The organism is Rossellomorea aquimaris (assembly GCF_008180865.1).
Classification (GTDB): Bacteria; Bacillota; Bacilli; order Bacillales; family Bacillaceae_B; genus Rossellomorea; species Rossellomorea yichunensis.
Map to the genome: position 1 here is coordinate 65,078 of NZ_VTEX01000001.1, position 23,380 is coordinate 88,457.

The 23,380-nt window shown below is 41.5% G+C and carries 26 protein-coding genes and 1 riboswitch; of the genes, 18 read left to right on the forward strand and 8 right to left on the reverse strand.

Features of this window, described 5'->3' with window-relative positions; all coding sequences use genetic code 11:
- Positions 1–18 precede the first annotated feature (18 nt).
- Positions 19–558, forward strand: coding sequence for an NADPH-dependent FMN reductase (locus tag FZC88_RS00380; RefSeq protein WP_148993266.1), 540 nt, complete (start codon positions 19–21; stop codon positions 556–558).
- Positions 559–679: 121 nt separating this feature from the next.
- Here the strand turns inward: FZC88_RS00380 and FZC88_RS00385 are convergent, their stop codons facing one another.
- Positions 680–934 carry a YhdB family protein gene (locus FZC88_RS00385; RefSeq protein ID WP_044337863.1) on the reverse strand — a complete coding sequence of 85 codons (255 nt, stop codon included), beginning with the start codon at positions 932–934 and terminating at the stop codon, positions 680–682.
- A 166-nt stretch (positions 935–1,100) separates the two neighbouring features.
- Between FZC88_RS00385 and FZC88_RS00390 the strand changes: the two genes are divergently transcribed.
- The 4 genes from FZC88_RS00390 to FZC88_RS00405 all read left to right on the forward strand — a co-directional run bounded on the left by FZC88_RS00390 (position 1,101) and on the right by FZC88_RS00405 (position 5,216).
- Entirely contained in the window at positions 1,101–1,403 is a 303-nt protein-coding gene (locus FZC88_RS00390; protein WP_148993267.1) for a DUF3889 domain-containing protein, read from the forward strand.
- Between the two features lie 201 nt (positions 1,404–1,604).
- Positions 1,605–2,795, forward strand: coding sequence for an MFS transporter (locus FZC88_RS00395; RefSeq protein WP_148993268.1), 1,191 nt, complete (start codon positions 1,605–1,607; stop codon positions 2,793–2,795).
- Between the two features lie 534 nt (positions 2,796–3,329).
- Positions 3,330–4,742, forward strand: coding sequence for a SpoVR family protein (locus FZC88_RS00400; RefSeq protein WP_148968282.1), 1,413 nt, complete (start codon positions 3,330–3,332; stop codon positions 4,740–4,742).
- Positions 4,743–4,871: 129 nt separating this feature from the next.
- Positions 4,872–5,216 carry a hypothetical protein gene (locus tag FZC88_RS00405; RefSeq protein WP_148968283.1) on the forward strand — a complete coding sequence of 115 codons (345 nt, stop codon included), beginning with the start codon at positions 4,872–4,874 and terminating at the stop codon, positions 5,214–5,216.
- Positions 5,217–5,254: 38 nt separating this feature from the next.
- Here the strand turns inward: FZC88_RS00405 and FZC88_RS00410 are convergent, their stop codons facing one another.
- Complete coding sequence (locus FZC88_RS00410; RefSeq protein WP_148993269.1) at positions 5,255–5,884, reverse strand: YczE/YyaS/YitT family protein; 630 nt, start codon at positions 5,882–5,884, stop codon at positions 5,255–5,257.
- 265 nt (positions 5,885–6,149) lie between these two features.
- Here FZC88_RS00410 and FZC88_RS00415 point away from each other — a divergent pair, with 265 nt between their 5' ends.
- Positions 6,150–7,694 (forward strand): SLC13 family permease, encoded by a 1,545-nt coding sequence (locus FZC88_RS00415; protein ID WP_148993270.1) that lies wholly within the window; start codon positions 6,150–6,152, stop codon positions 7,692–7,694.
- Positions 7,695–7,798: 104 nt separating this feature from the next.
- Here FZC88_RS00415 and FZC88_RS00420 read toward each other — a convergent pair whose 3' ends face one another.
- From FZC88_RS00420 to FZC88_RS00440, 5 genes are all read right to left on the reverse strand, one after another.
- A complete protein-coding gene (locus tag FZC88_RS00420; RefSeq protein WP_148993271.1) occupies positions 7,799–8,575 on the reverse strand; it encodes a 3-hydroxybutyrate dehydrogenase in 777 nt (258 codons plus the stop codon).
- An 18-nt stretch (positions 8,576–8,593) separates the two neighbouring features.
- Positions 8,594–9,880 carry a GntP family permease gene (locus tag FZC88_RS00425; RefSeq protein ID WP_148968287.1) on the reverse strand — a complete coding sequence of 429 codons (1,287 nt, stop codon included), beginning with the start codon at positions 9,878–9,880 and terminating at the stop codon, positions 8,594–8,596.
- 149 nt (positions 9,881–10,029) lie between these two features.
- Positions 10,030–10,728, reverse strand: coding sequence for an ABC transporter ATP-binding protein (locus FZC88_RS00430; RefSeq protein ID WP_148968288.1), 699 nt, complete (start codon positions 10,726–10,728; stop codon positions 10,030–10,032).
- A gap of 13 nt (positions 10,729–10,741) precedes the next feature.
- A complete protein-coding gene (locus FZC88_RS00435; protein WP_148968795.1) occupies positions 10,742–12,154 on the reverse strand; it encodes an ABC transporter permease in 1,413 nt (470 codons plus the stop codon).
- 235 nt (positions 12,155–12,389) lie between these two features.
- Positions 12,390–13,685, reverse strand: a complete 1,296-nt coding sequence (locus FZC88_RS00440; RefSeq protein WP_148968289.1) for a hemolysin family protein — start codon at positions 13,683–13,685, stop codon at positions 12,390–12,392.
- A 285-nt stretch (positions 13,686–13,970) separates the two neighbouring features.
- Between FZC88_RS00440 and FZC88_RS00445 the strand changes: the two genes are divergently transcribed.
- The 4 genes from FZC88_RS00445 to FZC88_RS23795 all read left to right on the forward strand — a co-directional run bounded on the left by FZC88_RS00445 (position 13,971) and on the right by FZC88_RS23795 (position 16,107).
- Positions 13,971–14,300, forward strand: coding sequence for a hypothetical protein (locus FZC88_RS00445; RefSeq protein ID WP_148968290.1), 330 nt, complete (start codon positions 13,971–13,973; stop codon positions 14,298–14,300).
- Between the two features lie 174 nt (positions 14,301–14,474).
- The gene (locus FZC88_RS00450) at positions 14,475–14,846 is read left to right on the forward strand and encodes an ArsR/SmtB family transcription factor (RefSeq protein ID WP_148993272.1); all 372 of its coding nucleotides are present in this window, start codon (positions 14,475–14,477) and stop codon (positions 14,844–14,846) included.
- A 90-nt stretch (positions 14,847–14,936) separates the two neighbouring features.
- Positions 14,937–15,830, forward strand: a complete 894-nt coding sequence (locus tag FZC88_RS00455) for a cation diffusion facilitator family transporter (protein ID WP_148993273.1) — start codon at positions 14,937–14,939, stop codon at positions 15,828–15,830.
- A gap of 91 nt (positions 15,831–15,921) precedes the next feature.
- A complete protein-coding gene (locus FZC88_RS23795) occupies positions 15,922–16,107 on the forward strand; it encodes a Fur-regulated basic protein FbpA (RefSeq protein WP_187443469.1) in 186 nt (61 codons plus the stop codon).
- Positions 16,108–16,160: 53 nt separating this feature from the next.
- Here the strand turns inward: FZC88_RS23795 and FZC88_RS00465 are convergent, their stop codons facing one another.
- Positions 16,161–17,063 carry an aldo/keto reductase gene (locus tag FZC88_RS00465; RefSeq protein ID WP_148968294.1) on the reverse strand — a complete coding sequence of 301 codons (903 nt, stop codon included), beginning with the start codon at positions 17,061–17,063 and terminating at the stop codon, positions 16,161–16,163.
- Between the two features lie 86 nt (positions 17,064–17,149).
- Between FZC88_RS00465 and FZC88_RS00470 the strand changes: the two genes are divergently transcribed.
- The 8 genes from FZC88_RS00470 to splB all read left to right on the forward strand — a co-directional run bounded on the left by FZC88_RS00470 (position 17,150) and on the right by splB (position 23,376).
- Positions 17,150–18,055, forward strand: a complete 906-nt coding sequence (locus FZC88_RS00470; protein WP_187443470.1) for a phosphotransferase enzyme family protein — start codon at positions 17,150–17,152, stop codon at positions 18,053–18,055.
- 77 nt (positions 18,056–18,132) lie between these two features.
- Positions 18,133–18,243, forward strand: a riboswitch (TPP riboswitch).
- Positions 18,244–18,405: 162 nt separating this feature from the next.
- On the forward strand, positions 18,406–19,389 hold the full coding sequence (locus tag FZC88_RS00475; protein ID WP_148993276.1) for an ABC transporter substrate-binding protein: 984 nt from the start codon (positions 18,406–18,408) through the stop codon (positions 19,387–19,389).
- Positions 19,390–19,401: 12 nt separating this feature from the next.
- Entirely contained in the window at positions 19,402–19,695 is a 294-nt protein-coding gene (locus FZC88_RS00480; protein WP_148968297.1) for a thiamine-binding protein, read from the forward strand.
- Complete coding sequence (locus FZC88_RS00485) at positions 19,692–20,453, forward strand: ABC transporter permease (protein ID WP_148993277.1); 762 nt, start codon at positions 19,692–19,694, stop codon at positions 20,451–20,453. The genes FZC88_RS00480 and FZC88_RS00485 overlap by 4 nt, the downstream gene beginning before the upstream one ends.
- 1 nt (position 20,454) lies before the next feature.
- Positions 20,455–21,192: an ABC transporter ATP-binding protein gene (locus FZC88_RS00490; protein ID WP_148968299.1), complete on the forward strand. Its 738-nt coding sequence runs from the start codon at positions 20,455–20,457 to the stop codon at positions 21,190–21,192.
- The gene (locus tag FZC88_RS00495) at positions 21,185–21,967 is read left to right on the forward strand and encodes a TatD family hydrolase (RefSeq protein ID WP_148968300.1); all 783 of its coding nucleotides are present in this window, start codon (positions 21,185–21,187) and stop codon (positions 21,965–21,967) included. Before FZC88_RS00490 ends, FZC88_RS00495 begins: the two co-directional genes overlap by 8 nt.
- 122 nt (positions 21,968–22,089) lie before the next feature.
- The gene (locus tag FZC88_RS00500) at positions 22,090–22,335 is read left to right on the forward strand and encodes a transcriptional regulator SplA domain-containing protein (protein WP_044337840.1); all 246 of its coding nucleotides are present in this window, start codon (positions 22,090–22,092) and stop codon (positions 22,333–22,335) included.
- Positions 22,336–22,347: 12 nt separating this feature from the next.
- On the forward strand, positions 22,348–23,376 hold the full coding sequence (splB, locus tag FZC88_RS00505) for a spore photoproduct lyase (RefSeq protein WP_148993278.1): 1,029 nt from the start codon (positions 22,348–22,350) through the stop codon (positions 23,374–23,376).
- Positions 23,377–23,380 lie beyond the last annotated feature (4 nt).

Below are 23,380 nucleotides of genomic sequence, written 5' to 3' on the forward strand. Positions count from 1 at the left end.
AGGAAAGGATTTTTCTATATGAGTATTGTAATTATTAACGGAAGTCCAAGAAAACGCGGGCGTACTGGAATTGCATCTCGATTCATTGCCCGGACGTATGACTGTGACCTTATCGACTTAAGTGATGGGTCACTCCCCTTGTACAACGGAGAGCAGGATCAACCAGAGATTGAATCCGTTCGAGCACTTAAACAAAAAGTGAAGGGAGCAGAAGCCGTCATTCTAGCTTCCCCTGAATATCACAGCGGTATGAGCGGGACATTGAAAAATGCACTCGATTTCCTGAGCAGCGAGCAATTTGCCCACAAACCAGTGGCACTACTTGCATGTGCCGGTGGAGGAAAGGGCGGGATCAACTGCTTGAACAACCTTCGCATCGTCGGCCGTGGAGTGTATGCAAACGTCATTCCAAAGCAGCTCATCCTTGATCCACACTGTTTTGATTATGAAGGGGACGGACTCTTAGAAGAACCTGCTAAATTAGTCGATGACTTGATGAGGGAACTGAAGGTGTATGTGAAAGCGGCTGAACTGGTGAAAAGTGAAATATCGTCTTAATCGGGAAAATCGGCATTGTGCCGGTTTTTTTATTTGGTTCAATTTATACAATCCAAAATAATAAAAGCTGATCCATTAGCGCATACTAATTGGATCAGCCGTAGGTGGAATTCTCTTTTTGTTACATCTCTGCAAAGGTTTCCTCAAGTGGTTGCTCGACACTATAGGTGAAGTTTGCATGTTCAATATATCGTAAAAGCGTATATAGGTTACGCTCTACAACCGTGTAATCATTAGAAAAATGATACGCATGTAAGAAGTGTTCAATTCTTTTCGAAAGAAGGTCATCCTTCGTTCTCACCATGAGGATCAACAGGTTATCCCATTCTGATCGGTGAGTGTAATACAAGGCCCGATCGTAATCGACTTTGTTCACTTGGTTTCCCTCCTTTTGAAGGGGTAATCATATTGTATGGAGAAAACCGCTTTTATTTCTCTGTAAAAGTTGGTTATGTTGCAAATGCTGGCTTTCCTACTATTGGGTGAATAAATCAGTGAAATTAATTCATCCTATTAATGAAAAGTAAACAGAGGTGATGATAATGAAGAAAGTCATAGCGATTGCATCAACCGTGTTTTTTCTGTTATTTTCAAGTCATGCAAATGCTCAACCAACGGATTATCAAAAATTTGGCCGGATTGCCACAGCCGTCATTAAAGAAGATTATCCTGGTCAGGCTGTGAAGGATTATCAATACCAGGGTAGAAAGAAAATGACCGAAAACAAAGTGGCCGATTCATTTGAATTTACCGTTCAAGAGAACAATGCAGAGAAAAAGGTACTTGTAGTCGTCGTACACGATCTTGATAATGAAAAAATACTGAACATTACGGTGCAGGAATAGGTGCAACAGATAAAGTCTTCTAAATAGAAGGCTTTTTTTGTTCGGAGAGCATAAAATAAAGTATTCTCTGCAAAGATTGAAACCATTTGCTAAAATAAACCTATACATAATCTATTTTTGATTTTGAAAGGGGTTCTTTGGTCCAATGTGATGCCATCTTTTTCTCACCTAAATAAAAACTGAATAGAGGGAGGAAAAGATATGCATTCCACTGCATTTAGAAATCTTTGGTTCGGTCAAGCATTAGCAAATATGGGAGATGTTTTGTACATTGTAGGGTTAATCTCCCTTGTATACAATATAACGGGTTCTGCTGTTTATATGACGGCCGTTCCTTTGGTGATTACGTTTTCGAGATTCATAAGCAGCATGGCGGCACCTCTTCTGTTGAATCGCACGCAAATGAAGAATTTAATTGCCTACTCTCAAATGGGAAAAACATTCTTCTTATGTTTCTTCCTCTTATTAATAGTACTCAATATTGAAAATGTGTGGTTCTTTTTAGGGTGTGCGAGTATCATTTCTTTTTTAGATGGATGGGCATTGCCTGCCAGGAATTCGTATGTGCCTTTTCTTGTAAAACGGGAAGAGTTGATGGGAGCGAACGGGTTTTTATCCACCGTCGATCAGACGATACAATTTTCAAGCTGGGCATTAGGTGGAATCCTATTATCGCTCATAAATGAAACGAATCTTTTTATCGTGATCATAGTTTTGTTTCTTGCAAGTACCCTGTTTATGATGAAGCTGCCTGTTATCCCAAGTACCAGCTTAGAAGTGAGGAAAGTTTGGTGGCAACAGCTTGGAGAAGGGTGGTCAGAAGTTAGAAAGAGAAAGGGATTAGTTCCCGTGTTTTGGATCTACGGGTTAGAGTCGATTTCAGGCACCGTTTGGATTGCGGCTGTTTTGTATTTGTATGTTGATCTGCAATTGCAGCGAGGAGAAGAATGGTGGGGGTTCATCAACTCCAGCTTCTTTGTAGGCTTGGTTCTTGCTTCGTATTTGATTTTTAAGCTTCACGGCTTGTTTTCAAAGTACAGGCATAGATGGCTCCCGCTTTGCATGGTCTTTACCTCAAGTGTGACACTCGTCTTTGCCTGGAATAAGGTTGCTCTCCTTGCACTTGTTTTATCCTTTGTGTTCGGATTGTTTGATCAAATTAAAAATGTCGTTCTTCAGACGTATTTGCAGGAAAGTGCACCACCTGAAGAGCTCGGGAAAATCTATGCTGCTCAAGGAGCGTTAACCACATTGCTGTTTGGGTTATCCTCTGTTGGAGTAGGGCTGCTTCTTGAAGTACTAAGTATTTCAATGATTTTTTCACTATCAGCACTCTTACTGGTGGGTACTCTCATTCCAGTTATGCTGCTTCAAAAGAATTTCCGGACATAACATCGATAAAAAAAGCTGTTCCCAACTCGTGATAGGGAGCAGCTTTTTTTGTCGACTTCATCTTATGCTTCGCCCCAGTGCGAGCCTTTCGCTTTTCGAGATGTCCAGCTCCGGCGGCTAGAGGCTCGAGGTCATAAGTCAAATCCACAAAAAAGGCAAAGAGCGCCTTTTGTGCGGATTCGCCTTATGCTTGTCGCCTCTGACCAAGCCGCCTCCGCTTTTCTTCATGTCCAGCTCCGCCGGGTAGTCCCTCGAGGTCATAAGGCAAGGTCGCCAAAAAGGCAAAAAGCCGCCTTTTCAGCGACCTCGCCTTATGCTTGTCGGGCCTGACCAACCCGGCTCCGCTTTTCTTGTCCAGCTCCAGGGGCTTGGGGCTCGAGGTCATAAGTCAAATCCACAAAAAAGGCAAAGAGCGCCTTTTTTGCGGATTCGCCTTATGCTTGTCGCCCCAGTGCGAGCCCCTTCCGCTTTTCTTTTCATCAAATCCCTTTTCTCTTCATACATTTAGATAAGAGTATAAAGAGGGGGATGGCGATGAATTTAGAGGAACAAAGGCAGTTACAAAATGCGATAGGGGAAATTACTGAGATTGCAGCCGGGTTTGGTCTTGATTTTTATCCGATGCGTTATGAGATTTGTCCTGCTGAAATTATTTATACATTCGGTGCTTATGGAATGCCGACCCGATTTTCTCACTGGAGTTTTGGGAAACAGTTTCATAAGATGAAGCTTCAATATGATTTGGGTTTAAGTAAAATATACGAGCTCGTGATTAACTCGGATCCTTGCTATGCTTTTTTATTGGATTCGAATTCGCTTATTCAGAATAAGTTGATTGTTGCCCATGTGTTGGCCCATTGTGATTTCTTTAAGAATAATGTGCGATTCCAGAATACGAAGCGGGATATGGTGGAAAGTATGGCGGCTACTGCGGAACGGGTGCGAAGATATGAGATCGAGCATGGGAAGCAGGAGGTTGAAAACTTCCTCGATGCCGTGCTTGCCGTGGATGAGCATATTGATCCGTCATTGATGCGCCCGAAGTTGTCGTGGACGATGGATGACGTGGAGTGGGTTGAGGAAGAAGTGACTCATGCGACTCCTTATGACGATCTGTGGTCGTTGGATGAAAAACCGAAGAGCAGGGAAAAGAAGAAAGTGAAGAAGAAGTTCCCGCCACAGCCGGAAAAGGATATTCTCCTTTTTATTGAGCAGTATAGCAGGGAGTTGTCTGACTGGCAGCGGGACATACTGACGATGATGAGGGAAGAAATGCTATATTTCTGGCCGCAGCTTGAAACGAAAATCATGAATGAAGGCTGGGCTTCGTATTGGCATCAGCGCATCATCCGTGAAATGGATTTGACGAGTGGTGAGTCCATCGAGTTTGCAAAGCTGAATGCAGGTGTAGTACAGCCTTCCCGTACGCAGATCAATCCATATTATTTAGGATTGAAGATTTTTGAAGATATTGAAGATCGTTTCGACAACCCTACGGATGAAATGAAAAAGCGTGGGGTGAAACCAAATTCAGGGCGAGAAAAGATGTTTGAGGTTCGTGAGATTGAATCTGACATTTCCTTCTTACGGAACTATTTAACGAAGGATCTTGTTACGAGAGAAGATATGTATTTATTCCAGAAGCAAGGAAAGGACTACAAAATCGTCGATAAAGAATGGACTCATGTACGGGACCAGCTGGTAGGCATGAGGGTCAATGGCGGTTTCCCTTACATTACCGTAAATGATGGGGATTATATGAAGAGCGGGGAGCTATATCTTAAGCACTGGTTTGAAGACGTGGAGCTCGATATTAAGTATTTAGAAAAAGTTTTACCGTATCTGCATCAGCTGTGGGGAAGACCGGTCCATATCGAAACCCATGTGGAGAACCGTGATATGTTATTTACCTATGACGGAAGAAGCGTACAACGAAAATATTTGTAAATTGGCAGAGCAGTTCCAGGTGAAATCCTGGAACTGCTGTTTTCCTTTTTAGGTAAAGGTGTTCTAAATAGATGGACTGGCTTATACGATAAATAGAGAGCTTATATTAAACTTTAGGAGGAGACGGGAATGGCAGATGTTGAAGTCTTTATCGGTGATTTAACGGACCAGACATTTCATTATGAAGGAGGGGACTGGAATCATAATTACCCGAAAAGGATCAGTCCGTTTTTTCCGAAAGGGTATGAACTCTTTTTCTCCCTATTGGATGGCATTTACTATAAAAAAATAGAAGGCAGGCAAACAGACTGGGGAAGTCATACTTGTTTGATGTACCCGGATGAAATGCAGTCGGTATTGGAAGATTACTATAAGCGGGATATGGATAATGAACAGGTGCAGCAACTATTTCAATTTATAAAGCAATTAAATCCCCATCAACAATACGGCTTAGTGGCATGCGAGATGTCATAACGTAGAAAAGGACAAACTGCCTCAGGCATTTGTCCTTTTTACATACTTACATTATTTCGACTGGTGAATCGGGTATTGAGTCTATCGGTGAAAAATAAAAAGGATTTCTGAAAGATGGGACTTTGAATAAACGTATAAATAAAAGTAAAAACGAAGACTGGGCCGGAAAGAAGCAGTCCGATCAGTAATACAGCACACTCACACATGATCCGGACTCTGCTGATTGAAAGATTCGTTAAATCTGAAATGGTAAGCATAAACCCGTCCCGCGGACCCGTACCGAGGTGTGCCGCTGAATACAATCCCCCGCCAACCCCCATTAAAATAATCGCTGATAATAGAATCAGGATATCTGAGACTATGTTCGTTTGAGGAGGAAGCAGGTCGTAAAATAGAAAGAAGTCGACCAACATGCCAACCATCACACCGTTAAGGATCGTCCCGATACGAACATACTGCCCTTTCAAAACAAGGGTCCCTGCAATGAGGGTGGCACCGACAATGATATTCCACGTACCAATCGTTAAGCCGAACTTCTCAAATAAGGCAATGTTTAACACATCCCATGGATGGATTCCTAAGTACTGCACTTTGATGGACATACTGATCCCATAACTGAAAATAAGTAACCCTATTACAAAATAACTTATTTGCCAATAGATTTTCATAGTGTCTCCTTTGAAATGACAGTCATCACTCTATAACAATATTTTACAACGAAAAGGTTTATGAAGATATGGTTTGTTTTCAGTTTGGCAGAGAGAGGACGAAGGTCCTTCAAGAGATATACATCCTTTGAAGGAAAAAACAGTAGGAGACTAGGAGTAAAGGAGTGAATATTCAGATATTTCCTTTGTTTGAAGGGGTTGTATTTGACAGCGCTTTCGATGGTCGATAGAGTTTTAGTAAGACGAGTAATGGGGGAATGAGTAGATGCATACTGTGAAAAACGCATGGGAGACACTTTGGAAATGGCACGGAGATGTTATGGATACTTTGCAATTTTTCACTTCCGGAAGTACACCTGCTGCTTCTCGCGAGGTGGATACCAATCTTGTTCCGGAGCCTAATGCAAATCCAACACAGAAAATCGGGTTTTTTTTGGGACCACTCCTATTTATTCTTATCATGTTATTTTTCTCTCCTGAAGGTTTGGCGAAGGAGGCTGTTGCTGTCCTTGCAGGTACAACATGGATAGCGGTATGGTGGATAACAGAAGCAATACCTATTCCGGCAACTGCTTTGTTGCCGATCATTTTGTTTCCACTTACGGGAGCTCTCCAATCCGGAGATGTAACGTCTGCATATGGTGATAGTACGATTTTTCTTTTTATGGGTGGGTTTATCATTGCGATTGCCATGGAAAAGTGGAACTTACATAAGCGGATTGCCATGAACATCATTCTGTTGATTGGTACAGGCACCGAGAGAATCGTCCTTGGATTTATGCTCGCTACCGGTTTTTTATCTATGTGGATCTCGAATACGGCAACGGCTATGATGATGCTTCCGATTGGAACAGCCGTGATTTATCAAGTTAATGAAAGTCTAAAAAAGGAGGGGGCTAATAGAACGGGGCACTTCAGTAAAGTGATCATGCTGGGGATTGCCTATAGTGCATCGATTGGAGGCTTGGGAACGTTGATCGGAACGCCTCCAAACACGATATTTGCTGCAGTGGTGAAACAGTTGTATGGGATTGATTTCTCATTTGCGAAGTGGATGCTTTTTGGTGTTCCACTTGCTGCTATTCTTCTATTTGTTACTTGGTGGTATTTAATCAAGGTGGCTTTTCCATTAAAGATTAAAGAATTGCCGGGGGGAAGGGAGATTGTAGAGAAAGAGAACCGGTCTCTTGGTCGCATTTCATTTGAAGAAAAGCTTGTTCTTACGGTCTTTGTCGCTACAGCCCTATGCTGGATCACTCGATCGTTTCTATTGAACCAATGGATTCCGTCATTAGACGACACCATCATAGCAATTACAGGGGCACTCGTTTTATTTCTTCTTCCAGGAAGAAAGGAATCCCGATTGATCAATTGGGACGATGCGAAGAAGCTTCCATGGGGGATCCTGCTCTTATTCGGTGGAGGTCTTGCCATTGCCAAGGGTTTCAAAGAAACGGGGTTGGCAGAGTGGATCGGACAGCAACTAACGATTCTTGAAGGGATTTCCTTCATTATTATCCTGCTATCAGTGACGGCCTTTGTTATTTTCTTAACGGAAATTACGTCCAATACGGCGACAGCCACGATGATGTTTCCAATAATGGCTGCCCTTGCAGCTGCCTTGAATATTCACCCTTATAGTTTGATGGTGGCGGCGGGCTTAGCCGCGTCATGTGCTTTCATGCTGCCGGTGGCTACACCTCCGAATGCTGTCGTATTCGGATCAGGTTATATCAAAATGGGGGATATGGTCAAGGCGGGAGTATGGTTAAATCTAATTAGTATCGTATTTATTACACTTTTGATTTAATTTTTCATGCCACTCGTATGGGGAATCGATTTAAGTGTATTTCCTGCAAATATGAACTAAAGAAAAATCGGATCATTTCCTTGATCCGATTTTTTGGGTGCGTATTATTGCGCAGTATAGCCGCCATCTAAAACAACGGCCTGTCCAGTTACACCTTTTGCTTTGTCACTGGACAGGAAAATGGTGTAGTCTGCAATTTCTTCTACTGATAATAATCTCTTTTGTGGAACAAGAGGGTAAATGACATCCTCCAATACTTTTTCAAGCTTCACACCACGAGTCGTTGAAATATCCTTTAATTGGTTACGGACAAGGGGGGTATCCACGTATCCGGGGCATAGGGCATTGACGGTAATCCCGTGTTCGGCACCTTCTAAAGCCGATACCTTTGTAAGTCCGATAACACCATGCTTGGCGCTGTTGTATGCCGCTTTACCGGCAAAACCGATCAGTCCATTAATGGATGCCATATTGATGATACGACCGAATTTTTGCTTCTTCATATGAGGGAAAGCAAATTTTGTTGCGATAAAGGGAGCGGTCAGCATGATTTTGATCAGGAGCTCAAATTTTTCAATAGGGAATTCTTCAATTTGAGCTACGTGTTGAATACCTGCGTTATTGATTAATACGTCTATGCGGCCATAGTGTTCAACTGTTTTATCAATTCCCGCTTTCACTTCTTTTTCATTAGTAACATCGCATTTAATGCCGAGGCAATCGAATCCTCTGTCTTTCAGTTCTTCAACCGCTTCATCCAATCCTTCTTGATTGATGTCTGAGAGAACAACTTTCGCACCATTTTGAGCAAAGTGTTCCCCGATTTCAAAACCAATCCCCCTTGCAGCACCTGTAATGAATACAACTTTATCATTGACCATCTTCTTTTCCTCCTCTGATTAATAAATTCCCATATTGGCCAGGATGATTGAAACGATTTCTGCAATCGTAGGAATAAGCAACCCGACAACAGCTACATCCAAATACGAATCTTTATGGGTCAGCCCTGTTACGGCAAATAACGTCAGGAGTGCACCGTTATGAGGCAGAATCGATGCCCCTGATGAAATGGAAGCAATTCTATGGAATGCTTCTGCACTGATACCACTTGTTTGAGACAACTCATAATATTTATCTCCCAAAGCCTCCAGGGCAATCCCCATTCCTCCAGAAGCAGATCCAGTGATAGCTGCAAGAGTTTGAACAGCTATGGCTTCAGATATGACAGGGTTACCTTTAATGCCAAGAATAAGCTTCGTTAACGTCTTGAAACCTGGTGCCGCTGTGACAACCGCTCCGAAACCAACGGCAGCGCTTGTGTTAATGACTGCCATGACTGAGCCCTTTGCACCGGCATTGACAGCAGGGATGAATTTTTTATAATGCATGAAGTTAATTAATAATATCGAAAGTATTCCTACAAGCAGAGCGGTGAGGATGTTCCACTTAAAGACATTCAATGTAACGACAACAATGACAAGAGGAAGAAATGATAAGTAGAAATTAGGAAGCTCTGATTCTTTAATTTCCTTTACATCGTTCCCACCTTTAGGCTCGGTAAACGTATCTCCTTTACTTGTAAATTGCTTTTGACGCCATCTTAAATAAAAATACCCTCCAACCGCCATTATTAATCCGCCGACGATACCGATGATCGGGGCGGCAGTGGGGGATGTTTTAAAATAATCGATTGGAATCAAGTTTTGAATCTGTGGTGTACCCGGGATCGCTGTCATTGTAAAGGTGAAAGCCCCTAATACGAAAGTCGGCGGCAATAGTTTCCGTGTGATATCCGCTTCTCTGAACATGGCTATAGCCAGGGGATATATCGCAAATACAACAACGAATAAGCTCACACCGCCATATGTTAAAACGGCAGCTGCAATCAGCACTCCCAGTATGGCCCTGTCTTTACCGATGATGTTCGTAATTTTGTATGCGACGGATTGGGCTGCTCCCACGTCTTCCATCAATTTTCCGAAAATGGCTCCGAACAGGAATACAGGAAACCATTCTTTAGCAAAATCCACAAACCCGGTCATATATGTTTCCGTATAAGCAGGAAGCAGGTCGAGACCACTCATTAATGCTACTAAACCTGCAACCAGGGGAGCGATCCAAATGATAGACCAGCCTAAATACGCCAAGACCATAAGCAGGATTAAACCAACAATGATGCTAGTCATAACTCACCTCTCATAAAAGTTTGTAGTTATCTTTCCATTAATGAAAGGTTTTATTCTATGGAGGAATCTGTTCTAAACGATATATACGATATGAAAATAGAAAAAGACAGTCACCGTGAACAGGCGACTGCCACTTCTGAAATTCCACATCAAACGAACTTTTCCAACTTCCTCATTTCTTTGAATACCAAACCTCCCTTTGAAAGGGAAATGACAGTGTCCGATACTTGGGCAAGTCCTTGATCATGGGTAACAACAATGACACATTTGTTTTCTTTATGAGCAAGTTCCCTGAATAAATCAACTATTCCACTTGCGGTATCTTCGTCTAAGTTTCCTGTAGGTTCATCTGCCAGAATGAGTTCCGACTGACAAGAGAGCGCCCTGGCAATGGAAACCCTTTGTTGTTGTCCCCCACTGAGGGTCAATACTCTTTGACGGGATTGTTCCTCTGAAATGCCGACCTTCTGAAGCATCTCAAGCGCGAATGCTTTGTTATTTTTATTAGTTGATTTCGTGATCTCCATTGCAGTGATGACATTTTGCAGTGCTGTCATATATGGCAGGAGGTTATAGGATTGAAAGACAATGGAAACATGCCGATTTCGAAATGTTGATAATCCGATTTTCTTGATATCATTTCCTTCAAATAAGATTTGTCCGGAAGTGGGTGAATCAAGTGCACTTGCCAGGGAGAGGAAAGTGGTTTTACCCGAGCCGGATGGGCCGACACAAGTATAGAAAGTTCCCCTCTTAAATTCGGCCGTAACATTACTCAAAATAGGCTGTAACTTGGATTCCTGCTTATAGCTGTAACTCACATTTTCAAAGTGTAATAATGTACTCATTCTTTAGCCTCCTTTAATCCTGTTTTGTTAATATCGCTTTAGGATTTAATCTCAACACGGTTAATGATGGAATCAATGTGGATAGTAGAACCACCATCAGTCCGATGCCAAACAATTTCAACAAGTCTTCTCCTGTCGTATGGATGGATAACTCATTCACCGTTTCTACATCCTGTACGTTTGATGATTGAAATGGCATACGGCGTGAATTAAAGGAGGCTGGTGTATTTGCTGTTTCTTCTGATTGAGTGATTTCCTGCTGGAGAAGTTGTTCCCCCATTTTGTTTGCAACCAGATTGCCGGATAATGTTGATATACCCATTGCCAGAACAGCCACAATCAAAATCTCAACTAAAAATTGACTGACGAGCTTACCTTTTTTCTCTCCTATGGCAAGGAGTACGCCCATTTCATATTTTCTTTCCCGAATCGTCATCATAACAATCAGGGCCAAAATGATGGCTCCCGCTATTGCCACAAGAAATACTACATTATTAGAAAAAGAGGCCACATTCTCAATTGGTCCCATCATTTGCTGATACAATTGATCATTTGCATCCAGTTTAAATTGATCAAAATCAATGGATGAGCTACTTTCTGCATTTGAAATAAAGGTTTGGATATCTGCCGGGTCCTTCATATAATAGACAGCTCGATCAATCGTTTCAGAAGTTCCTTTTAATTCATTTGCAACAGTATATGGAACGAACAGCTGATTATAGGGATTCAGAAAAGCAAAATTTTGAGCTCTTTCATCCATATCTGCAGTCGATTCATAAATACCTACGATTTCAAGAGTCGATTCTGTATTCTCAGTATTTGCTATGGTTATCGAGTCTCCAACCTTTAAATCATTTTCTGCAGCAAGGTTTTTTTCAATAAGAGTAACTTCTTTGTTTATGTCTTCTTCCGTCAAATGACGTCCTTCCACTATGGACGCATCCCCATTCAAAAATGAGCTGGTTGAATCTGAGAATAAGATCCCTTCGACGGAAACATCACCGGCCATCATTCTACCACCGCCACCAAAGCCTTCCTGCTCTGTACCTTCTGCTGTTTCTTCACTTCCGACAGCAGTAAAGTTCTTGGCAAGGGCAGAGGTGGATGAATAGTAGTTGTAGCCCTTTACGTAAGAGGAATCGGTAAGTTCCTCAGCAGAATCAAAAGGGATGGGGACAGGCTGAAAACGGGCTCTTCCGCCACTTTCCTCGTTCTGCTGGCCAGAAATCAATTTTTCCCGGTCAACCGTTAAAGAAACTTCACCGCCTAATTTCTCACGAGCCAAAATACTGGATTGATCAGCGGCGGTTTGAATCGTCAATCCCGACAGAACGAGAACGGATATGACGGTCAAGACAAACAGTAATAGTATGCTTTTCCCCTTGCGAGCTTTTACACTCCAAAAAGCACGTTTCATAAAATTCATTTTCATTTCCTCTCCTCTTGATCAAAATAGTGGGAATTTAGTTTTTTAAATCCCTGACTTGCCCTCGGTAAAAGCTTATCCATCAGATATGTCCAAACTATGAACGAATAATGTCTGATTGATTAAAAGTAGTGAAAAAGAAATCGAGTCACACCGGCCTTGAACTAATCCGGTTAAACATCATAAAAGAAAAAGAACGAGCCATTAATCGGACTCGTTCTTTTCATCATGGCTGCTATGCCATTTTTGTAACCTCTAAATATTGAATATGATGGCCATCGATTTCTTTCACTCTAAAGCAATACCCTTGTTCTTCGATCTTATCATCAAGTTTCACTTCGTACTTCTGTGTCAGGAACCAGCCTCCGATCGTGTCGACCTCATCCTCTTCAATGGAGATGCCAAGAAGGTCATTCACATCTTCAATGAGCATGACGGCGTCAAAGATATAATGATCTTCTTTCACCTTCTGCACTTCAGGTATTTCATCGATATCAAACTCGTCCCTTATCTCTCCGACAATTTCTTCAATGATATCTTCAACCGTTACAAGACCGGCAGTTCCACCGTATTCATCAAGGAGTACGGCCATTGGCGACCGCTCTTTCTGAAGTTTGACGAGTAAGGCTTGAATAGGGATGGTTTCGATGACACGGATTACAGGCTTGATAAAGGAAGTTAAGTCTTCATGTTCCTTCTTGTGGTTCACGAGTGTTGTCAACAGTTCCTTCACGTTCACTATGCCGAGGATATTATCTTTATCACCTTCTACTACAGGATATCTCGTATAGCGTTCCTCTTTAATGATGGTGAGTACTTCATCAATGGTGGAATCTGAGGAGAGAGTCACGATATTCGTTCTTGGAACCATGATTTCTTTTGCGATTCGCTCGTCGAATTCGAAAATTTTGTTTACGTACTTGAATTCGGATGAATTGATTTCCCCACTTTTGTAGCTGTCGGAAAGAATAATCCTAAGCTCTTCCTCGGAATGGGCAATTTCATGTTCAGAAGCGGGTTTTAAACCGAAAAACCCGGTAAACACCCGGGCAGAGCCGTTTAATGCCCATATGAATGGATAAGCGAGTCGATAAAACCATATCAATGGTCGTGCAAATAAAAGAGTGACTTTCTCTGCTTTTTGAATGGCAAAGGTTTTCGGTGCCAATTCTCCAATCACCACATGTAAAAAGGTAATGACGGAAAATGCGAGTCCAAATGAAATGATACTTGTAATGGAAGCATTTAAATCAAGTTTCTCAAACACTGGATGAAGCAACGTTTCGATGGTCGGTTCACCTAACCAACCGAGTCCAAGGGCTGTGATGGTAATGCCTAATTGACAGGCAGAAAGGTATTCGTCTAAATGTGAGATGACCCTTTTAGCAGCAATGGCCGTTTGATTTCCTTCAGATACCAGCTGATCGATACGAGAGCTTCTTACCTTGACAATGGCAAACTCTGATGCAACGAAGAAAGCGGTCAGCGCAATTAATACAGCAACTAGAAATAAATTAAGTAAAATGTCCAATGAGCAGAAGCTGTAAAAGGGAGTGAATCGAAGGACCCTTCTAAAGCTTCAAACACCTCCTGAATTAAAAAGTCATGGTTCTTTAAAAAAATGAAGCAAGATAGCACTTGAAATCCGGTTGCAATGAGTATATCCTTTTAAAAGTATCACATTCTTAACCGTATCCAAAGTTCGTTGCAATGTGCAGGTCATTCGGTTATTGTTGAAATAACAATTTTCATCTAAAGAATAGAAATGGACAAAATCAGGATACGAATCAATGGATAGTTGGAAAGGAGAACGATTATGGCAGACGTGTTTAACCAAGGATTTGTTGTAGCCCTTATCATTGCCTTTTCGGTTTATGTCATCTTAAGAGGAATAGCTATTTTCTTTGGCAAAGCAGGGAAAGGCTATCTGGAAAATATTCAAACTCAAACAGGACGTTTATATCTGCAATTAATAGGTGGCTACTATATATTATCAGGCGTTCTTGGCCTGCTTATTCCACGATTAGACTGGAAAACAGAAGAGATTTACTTTGCAATTGCGATCTTTGCGATTTCATCAGTTGTTTTCTGGATTACATTGGATCTCTTTATGAAACGTGATCGAAAAAAACTACAACAGAATTAATATGTTTTTTCATTAGCTCTGGTTATATGCCAGGGCTTTTTTTGTACCCGGAATTCGTCTAATCGGTCGATAAACACCTAAAAATTTTTCTCATTCAAAAGAATGTTTGAACATTATCAGCCTTTCTTTTATACTATATTCAAAAGAGTATTTGAATGTTAGGGGAGTGACGAGATGAAAGAGGCGGACGTATGTGAAGTAGCGTGTGTGGAAGATGAGAAGGTCAATCGCTTAAAATCAATGATTTTATCACAAAATACCTCTAAGGTAGCTGAAATCTTTAAAGCACTTTCTGATCAAACAAGAGCGAAAATTGCGTATGCACTTACCATCGAAGAAGAACTATGTGTATGCGATGTGGCAAATATCGTGGATGCGTCAACAGCGACGGCATCCCATCATTTGCGTTTATTAAAAAAGCAGGGGTTAGCCAAATTCAGAAAAAAAGGCAAGCTCGTTTATTATTCCTTAGACGATCATCATGTGAAAGAGTTAATTGAAAATGCGTTGACTCATCAAATGGAGTTGGAGGAACGTGACCGGTAACCCAGTCGCGAAGTTATCGAAAATGTTCATTATTTGCTTATTAATGAACGATGGTCTCAGGTTATCAGAGAAGAAAGTGAGGGATGTCAAGTGGGGCACGACCACAGTCATGGACACAATCAGAATAAAAAAGCATTATTAATCAGTTTCCTATTTATTTTTACCTTTATGATCGTAGAAGTCATTGGTGGAATCGTCACAAATAGTCTTGCTCTTCTTTCCGATGCGGGACATATGCTTAGTGATGCAGCTGCTTTAGGTCTTAGTTTGGCAGCTTTTTATATAGGTGAGAAGGCGTCGGATAAAGGGAAGACGTATGGGTACAAGAGGTTCGAAATACTGGCGGCGTTTATTAATGGCATCACGTTGATTCTTGTTTCACTCTATATTTTCTGGGAAGCGTATCATCGTTTCATAGATACTCCTGTGGTTTCACCAGGTATGATGGTGATCGCCATCATAGGTCTGGTTGTAAACATTATCGTGGCATGGATTTTAATGAGAGGGGATACGGAACATAACTTGAATGTTCGAAGTGCCTTTCTTCATGTACTTGGTGATATGTTGGGTTCAGTAGGCGCCATCGCAGCCGGACTCTTGATTTATTTCTTTAATTGGAACTTGGCTGATCCTATTGCATCAGTCATGGTTGCCATCTTAATCGTTATTTCCGGATGGAGAGTAACGAAGGATTCTATTCATATCTTAATGGAAGGATCTCCAAAAGGTATTGATATGGAAGATGTGAAAAATAGCCTGGCAGCTGCCCCGGGAGTCATTGAAGTACATGATCTTCATGTATGGTGCATCACGTCGGGATTCACTGCCCTGAGCTGCCATGTGGTGGTGGGAAACGAAGTGAATCGAGATACGATTTTATTACGACTCTCAGCCTATCTTGAAGAGGAATTTGGCATTCATCACTCTACGATTCAAGTTGAGGGAAAAAATGTCACAGAGGGCCATCATCATATTTGTACGTAACAGCTCTCGTTTTCTCCTAATATTACCAATGTGTAAGAGGATGTTTAGTTCACTCCGGATTTGGGGTATATCCTCAACTGGAGGGATGAACATGTTACATCAAGAAAATAAATCAGAGAAGCAAAAGACACCTGAATTTAAAAAGGATTTCTATATTCAACAATTATTAAGGATAGGCGTATATAAATATTTCGGTAGGCAGCTTTATGAGCTCTCAATGAATGAACTACAAGATGTCTATCTGGAATATTACGTTGGTGGCGATATAGCGAATTAAAAAAGACGAACCTTTTAGAAAAAGGATCGTCTTTTTTGCTGTAGTAAGGCTAATTACGGCACATCATGTCCCATAGAAGTTTGCAGGATTTCAAACCATTGATCGTGGTTTAAAGAAATGGAAAGAGAGTCGATCGCATGTTGAATGCGTTCTTTTTTACCTGAACCGACGATAGGCATAATGTTTGCCGGGTGATTAAGAAGCCATGCATATAGAACTTCATCAATTCCCTTTGCACCTGTTTCTTCTTGTACCTTTTTCAATGTATGTTGAAGACGAATGGCTTTTTCATCCTCTCCTTTGAAAATCGCCCCGCCTGCGAGTGGAGACCAGGCCATTGGTGCGACACGCTTCTCCTGACAAAGATTTAATGTACCGTCTTCAAAGTTTTCTAAGTTATAGGCAGACAATTCAATTTGGTTTGTGATCAATGGGAATGGCAAATAAGATTGAAGCATATTCCATTGATGATCTTTAAAGTTTGATACTCCGAAATGACGCACCTTACCTTCTTCTTTTAATTGAGTGAAGGCTTCAGCCACTTCTTCTCCATTCATAAATGGATCTGGCCTGTGAATCAATAAAAGATCGATGTAGTCCGTTTTCAGATTCTGCAGGGAGTTTTCAACAGAAGTCAAAATGTGCTTTTTACTCGTGTTGTAATGATGTGTTTTATGTTCCGGACGGTTGTCAGAAGGCAGGACAATACCGCATTTCGTTACAATTTCCATTTTTTCTCGTATGGATGGCTGAAGGTTGAGAGCCTCTCCAAATAAGGCTTCACATGTATACGAGCCATAAATATCTGCGTGATCAAAAGTCGTGATTCCGTTTCCAATATTGTGCTGGATCAAAGAAAGAGTGTCTTCCTTTGATTGTTTCCAATCTGCAAGTCTCCACAACCCATGAATGATTCTTGAGAATGATAGGTCTTCCGTCATTTGTATCCTTTGCATCGATGCAACCTCTTTTCATATGGTATGTAGACATTCTTTCATAGTCATACTAAATGTATATTACTATGTTTGGAAAGGATTTAAAAATGATTGAACCTCTTCATGATATATTATTGAACTGGAAGGTTCATCCTTCCTCCATAGAGACTGTGGAAAGTCACCCGAATGTTTATAAGGTGAAGAGTCGGAAGAAGACATATTATTTAAAAAAGAGATTGAACTCTTCAGTGGAGAAGCGAATAGAAGAGCTGCTCTTAACTTCTTTTTTACTGGAAAAGGGACTTCCTGTTGAAAGGCCGCTGTTAACTGTCTCACAACAGCCATATGTACAACAACATCCAGTTTTCTACTCCCTGTACCAAGCTCTGGAAGGACTGACAGTACAAGTCTATTCCTTATCTTCTATGGAAGGGGTGGGAACGTATCTCTCTCAACTCCATAGCAGGCTAAAACAATACGTCTGTAAATACAAGGTAGAAGAATGGAAAGTTGAAACTCATTTGAGAGAGTGGATAGGCGGAAAGGAGACTAAAATGATAGAAAGGTGGGGTGAGGGGTTTCTTGGCAGGCTAAATGAATGGTCTTACTCCTATAGAAAATTACCCCATCAACTCGTCCATAGCGACTGTCATCCCCGTAATATCCTTATGAAAGAAAAAAGGGCGACTGGAATCATAGATTTTGAGAGGATACGAAAAGCACCCCGTATAGCAGATGTCTGTTACTTTCTTGCAGGGATGCTCAAAGACCAGGTCAAGCAAAGGGAGGATGAGCAATTAGAATGTATCCATGCCTTTATGGGGGGCTATCAGTCCGATGGTACTTTAACTCAGGAAGAAAAGGAACTGATTCCATTCTTAGTCATTATCTTTCTTCTTCAATACACCTTTTTTTATAATCAAAAAGGGTATTCACACGTTGTATCTGCATATATCCCATTCATTAACAGGCTGGTAAATTCCGGAGATTATCAACGGGCCTTTCAAATGTAAATCTATTTAAGAGGAAATGCTTGAATATACACCTTTTCTGTGGCAAAGTAGGGTAGAAGATAACGTTTAATTTCATAGTACAAGTGTAGGGGGACCGGTGTGGCCGGTTGAGATTGTATCCTGACAGATACTGACCCTTTGAACCTGAACTGGCTGATACCAGCGTAGGAAACATTCTCTTAAACATTACATAATCATGTTTAACAATGCGTCCCTCGCTGAAGCTTGGGGCGCTTTTTTTGTTGTTGTGTCCTAATGTTTTAAGGTGTTTTACATTCATTCTCTCTACTATGTGAAGAATAGAGAATAAACGTTACAACTACATACAAGGATTTTTAGGAGGAATCATGATGAAAAAGTGGATGTATATTATCTGTTCTGTCTTTCTTTTAACTGCTTGCGGTGGTGGAGGAAATACATCAGAACAGAATGAAGGTCTTAAAAAGGTTACGGTTGTGCTGGACTGGACACCGAATACCAATCACACTGGATTATATGTTGCGAAAGAAAAAGGATACTTTAAAGAGCGGGGACTTGATGTGGATATCATCTTACCTGGTGAGGCAGGGGCAGATCAACTAGTTGCCTCGGGTAAAGCCGAGTTCGGAGTTGGATATCAGGAAAGTGTCACACAAGCAAGGGTACAGGACGTACCACTCGTATCTATCGCTGCGGTCATACAGCATAATACATCCGGGTTTGCTTCACCTAAGGATAAGGGTATAACGACTCCTAAGGATTTTGAAGGGAAAAGTTATGGAGGATGGGGATCACCTGTAGAAAAAGCCGTCATGACTTCTATTATGAAACAAGAAAATGCTGATGTAGAGAAAGTGGATTTTGTAAACATGGGGGATACAGATTTCTTTACTGCCGTGAAACGGGATGTTGACTTTGCGTGGATCTACTATGGATGGACAGGGATTGAAGCAGAGCTTCGCGGTGAGGAATTGAATATGATGTACGTAAAGGATTACTCTGAAAAACTGGATTATTACACCCCTGTTTTGACGACGAATGAAAAGATGATGAAAAAAGACCCTGAAACGGTCAAAGCATTTTTATCAGCTTCTTCAAAAGGCTATGGATTTGCAATCGACAATCCGGAAGAGGCCGGTGAGATCCTTTTAGATGCAGCTCCGGACCTTGATAAAGAATTAGTCATGAAGAGTCAGGAGTGGCTGTCTCCTAAATACAAGGATGACGCTGACAAATGGGGAGAGCAAAAGCTGGAGGTTTGGGAAAACTATGCTTCATGGATGTATGATAACGATTTATTAGATAAGGAACTGGACAGTAAAAAAGCATTCACAAACGAATTTTTACCAAAATAAGAGGTGAACAAAATGGGGAACGCACTCGTAAGCGTACAAATTATTCCAAAGACGAAAAATGGTGAAGACGTTATACCATACGTGGATGAAGCCATCGCGGTCATTGATAAATCTGGTGTCCGTTATGAAGTCAATCCATTAGAAACAACAATGGAAGGGAATCTATCTGACTTATTTAAGGTGATTGAACAAATGAATGAACGAATGATTGAAATGGGCAGCTCAAACGTCATTTCTCAAATCAAGGTATTATATCAGCCAGCCGGGATTGAAATGGATCAATTAACGGAGAAGTATAAAGGATGAAAGCATGGATATCGAAAGGATGGAGACCCTTCTTGGTCATCATCCTTTTATTCATCATTTGGGAATCCACCATTAGAGTATTTGAGGTGCCGGCATGGCTAATGCCTTCACCTTCAGAAATATTGGCGGAAGGAGTCGCCTCATGGTCCACGTTTACAGGCCATCTTGCATCGACAACACTCCTTACGATCGGAGGGTTTGTGATTGGATGTACGATAGGAATAGGGACTGCAGTGGGTCTGCACCTTTTGCCTAAGGTAAGAGAAGCGATATATCCTCTTATGATTTTGTCTCAAAATATTCCAATCATTGTCCTGGCACCATTACTTGTAATCTGGTTTGGATTTGGACTATTACCGAAAATCATTGTCATTACCCTGATTTGCTTCTTTCCGGTAGCAGTCTCGGCATTGGATGGGTTCCGGCAGACAAATGCAGAGTACATCCTCTATATGAAAATGTCGGGAGCCACAAAAAGTCAAATCTTTCGAAAAGTTGAATGGCCGCATGCACTTCCTTCCATCTTCTCAGGATTGAAAATTTCAGCTACCTATAGTGTGATGGGGGCGGTGATTTCAGAATGGTTAGGTGCCCAGAAAGGAATCGGTGTCTATATGACTCTTGCCTCTTCCTCCTTCAGGACAGACAGGGTATTTGTAGCCATCTTCATGATTATGATGCTCAGCCTCGTTTTCTTTGGGATCATTTTGTTATTAGAGAAAATCATGATTAAGTGGAACCGAAAGGAGGAAAGGTAACATGACGACTTTATCCATACAAAATATGTCAAAATACTTTGATGGGGAGCTGATCCTCGATGAGCTTTCCATTCATGTTGAAGAAGGGGAGTTTGTGTCGATCCTTGGTCCTTCCGGAAGCGGGAAGAGCACCCTGTTTCATGTGATCGGTGGATTGTTCACACCAGATTCCGGAGACATTCAATTAGATGGAAAATCGATAAATGGTCAAAGAGGGACCATCAGTTATATGCCGCAAAGTCCATCCCTCCTGCCATGGAGAACCGTTATTGAGAATGTGATGCTTGGCCAGGAGTTACACGGGAAGAGAGATAGGGACAAAGCGCTCTGCATGATTGAAAGGGCAGGCTTGAAGGGGTATGAGAATGCGTATCCTGATGATTTATCCGGAGGGATGAAGCAGCGCGTGGCGTTTATTCGTGCCCTTGTCAGTCCTCAATCATTTTTATGCCTGGATGAACCCTTTTCTGCCCTGGATGAATTCACACGATTGGACATGCAGAAATGGCTCCTATCCATTTGGGAAGAAGATTTGAGTTCCGTTCTATTTGTGACTCATAATATCGACGAAGCCCTGTTCCTGTCAGACCGGATCATTGTATTATCGACTCGGCCAGCCAGGGTCCAGAAGGAGTTCAAAGTACCATTTCCCCGCCCCCGCGATAAAGAAATTCTCTTGACGGAGGAGTTTTTGAAATGGAAAACGAGCATTTTTGAGGAGCTTTCTCAATATGTGTAAACCTTCCTTGATTGATGCCCATATTCACTTGGATTTATACGAAGGATACGAGCGTGATAAGATTCTGCAGGAACTTGATCTGTATTCTGTAGAAGCGCTCATATCTGTATCGTTCCACCTTCAATCGACCAGGACCAATTTAGATCTCTCAAGAAGAGATGCAAGGGTCAAACCGGCTGCAGGTTTCCATCCGGAGCAGGATCTGCCATCTGATGGAGAAGTCGAGGAGCTTCTATCATTGATTGAACTCCATCAACACGAAATAGTGGCGATTGGAGAGGTAGGATTGCCTTATTATAAAATGAAAGAATATCCTGAAGTTGAAGTGGAACCGTATATCGATCTTTTGGAACGGTTTATGATCCAATCAAAAAGGATCAATAAACCGATCATCCTTCATGCCGTGTATGAGCATGCGCCTATCGTATGTGATCTGTTAGAAAAGCACTCCATAGAGAAAGCTCATTTTCATTGGTTTAAGGGAGATGAAAAGACGATTGAAAGAATGAAGGAAAATGACTTTTTCATCTCCATTACTCCTGATGTCCTTTATGAGAAGGACATACAAGATCTTGTTAAGAAGTACCCAATCGAGAGACTTATGGTTGAAACGGATGGTCCTTGGCGTTTTGAAGGGATCTTCCAGGGAAGGATGACCCACCCCGGAATCATGCATCGGTCCATTGAAAAAATCGCCGAAATAAAACATATCAAAGAAGCAGAAGTATATAAACAACTGTTTAAGAATACAACCGAATTTTATGGGATTTCCTAAATCAGGCTTCTCTTGCATCATTGGTGCAGGAGAAGTTTTTTTATAAACATCTTTTACCATCATATTTATCAGGAAGATAACAAAAAATGATAGTAATGACGTTTAGGGAAAAGGTGAAAAGAATGGAACTGAATGATCAATATATGCCTTATCAAGCAGGCGATGTAGTATATGTGATTTATCGGAATCCGCATACACAAAGTGTAGCTAACGTGCAGGAAGCAGCCGTCGTGCATGATCCGGAAAATCCGAACGAACTGGCATTATTTTTATATGAAACCTATTATCCTTTAACACATGAAATTGCGGTGTATTCTTCGGAAGCTGAAGCGGAGCAAGCTTATACTCAATCATTTGGAGACCTGTAGGAGGGATGAATCATGGTTAAACCGTTCGTGCCACAGTTGGTCTACTTTGAACCGAATGCCTTGGAATATCCCCTTGGTAAAGAGCTCAAAGAAAAGTTTGAAAAAATGGATGTGGAAATCAGGTACACAACATCGCATAACCAGGTTCGTAATTTGCCAGGGGACAACCATTTTCAGAAATACCGGATTGCAAAATCCACATTAGTAGTCGGAGTGAGAAAAACGTTGAAGTTTGATACATCCAAACCGTCTGCTGAATATGCCATCCCATTTGCAACAGGGTGCATGGGTCACTGTCACTATTGCTATCTGCAAACAACGATGGGGAGTAAACCATATATACGAACGTATGTGAATGTGGATGAAATATTTGAATCGGCTGACAAGTATATTGCAGAAAGAGCTCCTGAATTCACACGCTTTGAAGCTGCTTGTACGTCCGATATTGTAGGGATCGATCATCTCACTCATACCCTAAAACGAGCGATCGAGCATTTTGGCGAATCCGAGCATGGCAAGCTTCGTTTTGTGACGAAATTCCATCACGTCGACCATCTGCTTGATGCGAAACATAATGGGAAAACCAGATTCCGGTTCAGTATCAATGCCGATTATGTGATTAAGAATTTTGAGCCTGGTACATCTCCTTTGGATAAGCGACTTGAGGCCGCGGGTAAGGTTGCGAGAGCGGGGTATCCATTAGGATTCATTGTGGCACCTATCTATATCCATGAAGGATGGAAGGAAGGGTATAAGCAAATGTTTGAGCACTTGGAGGCTCACCTGCCGGAAGAAGCGAAAAGGGATTTAACCTTTGAATTCATTCAACATCGTTTCACAAAGCCGGCTAAAAGAGTCATTGAGAAAAATTATCCGATGACAAAACTTGAACTTAATGAGGAAGAACGGCGATATAAATGGGGTAAATACGGGATTGGCAAGTATATTTATCAGAAGGATGAAGAGCAGGAAATGAAAGATCATCTGTATGCTTATATGGAGAAGCATTTTCCAAATGCGAAGCTGGAGTATTTCACCTGAAAAA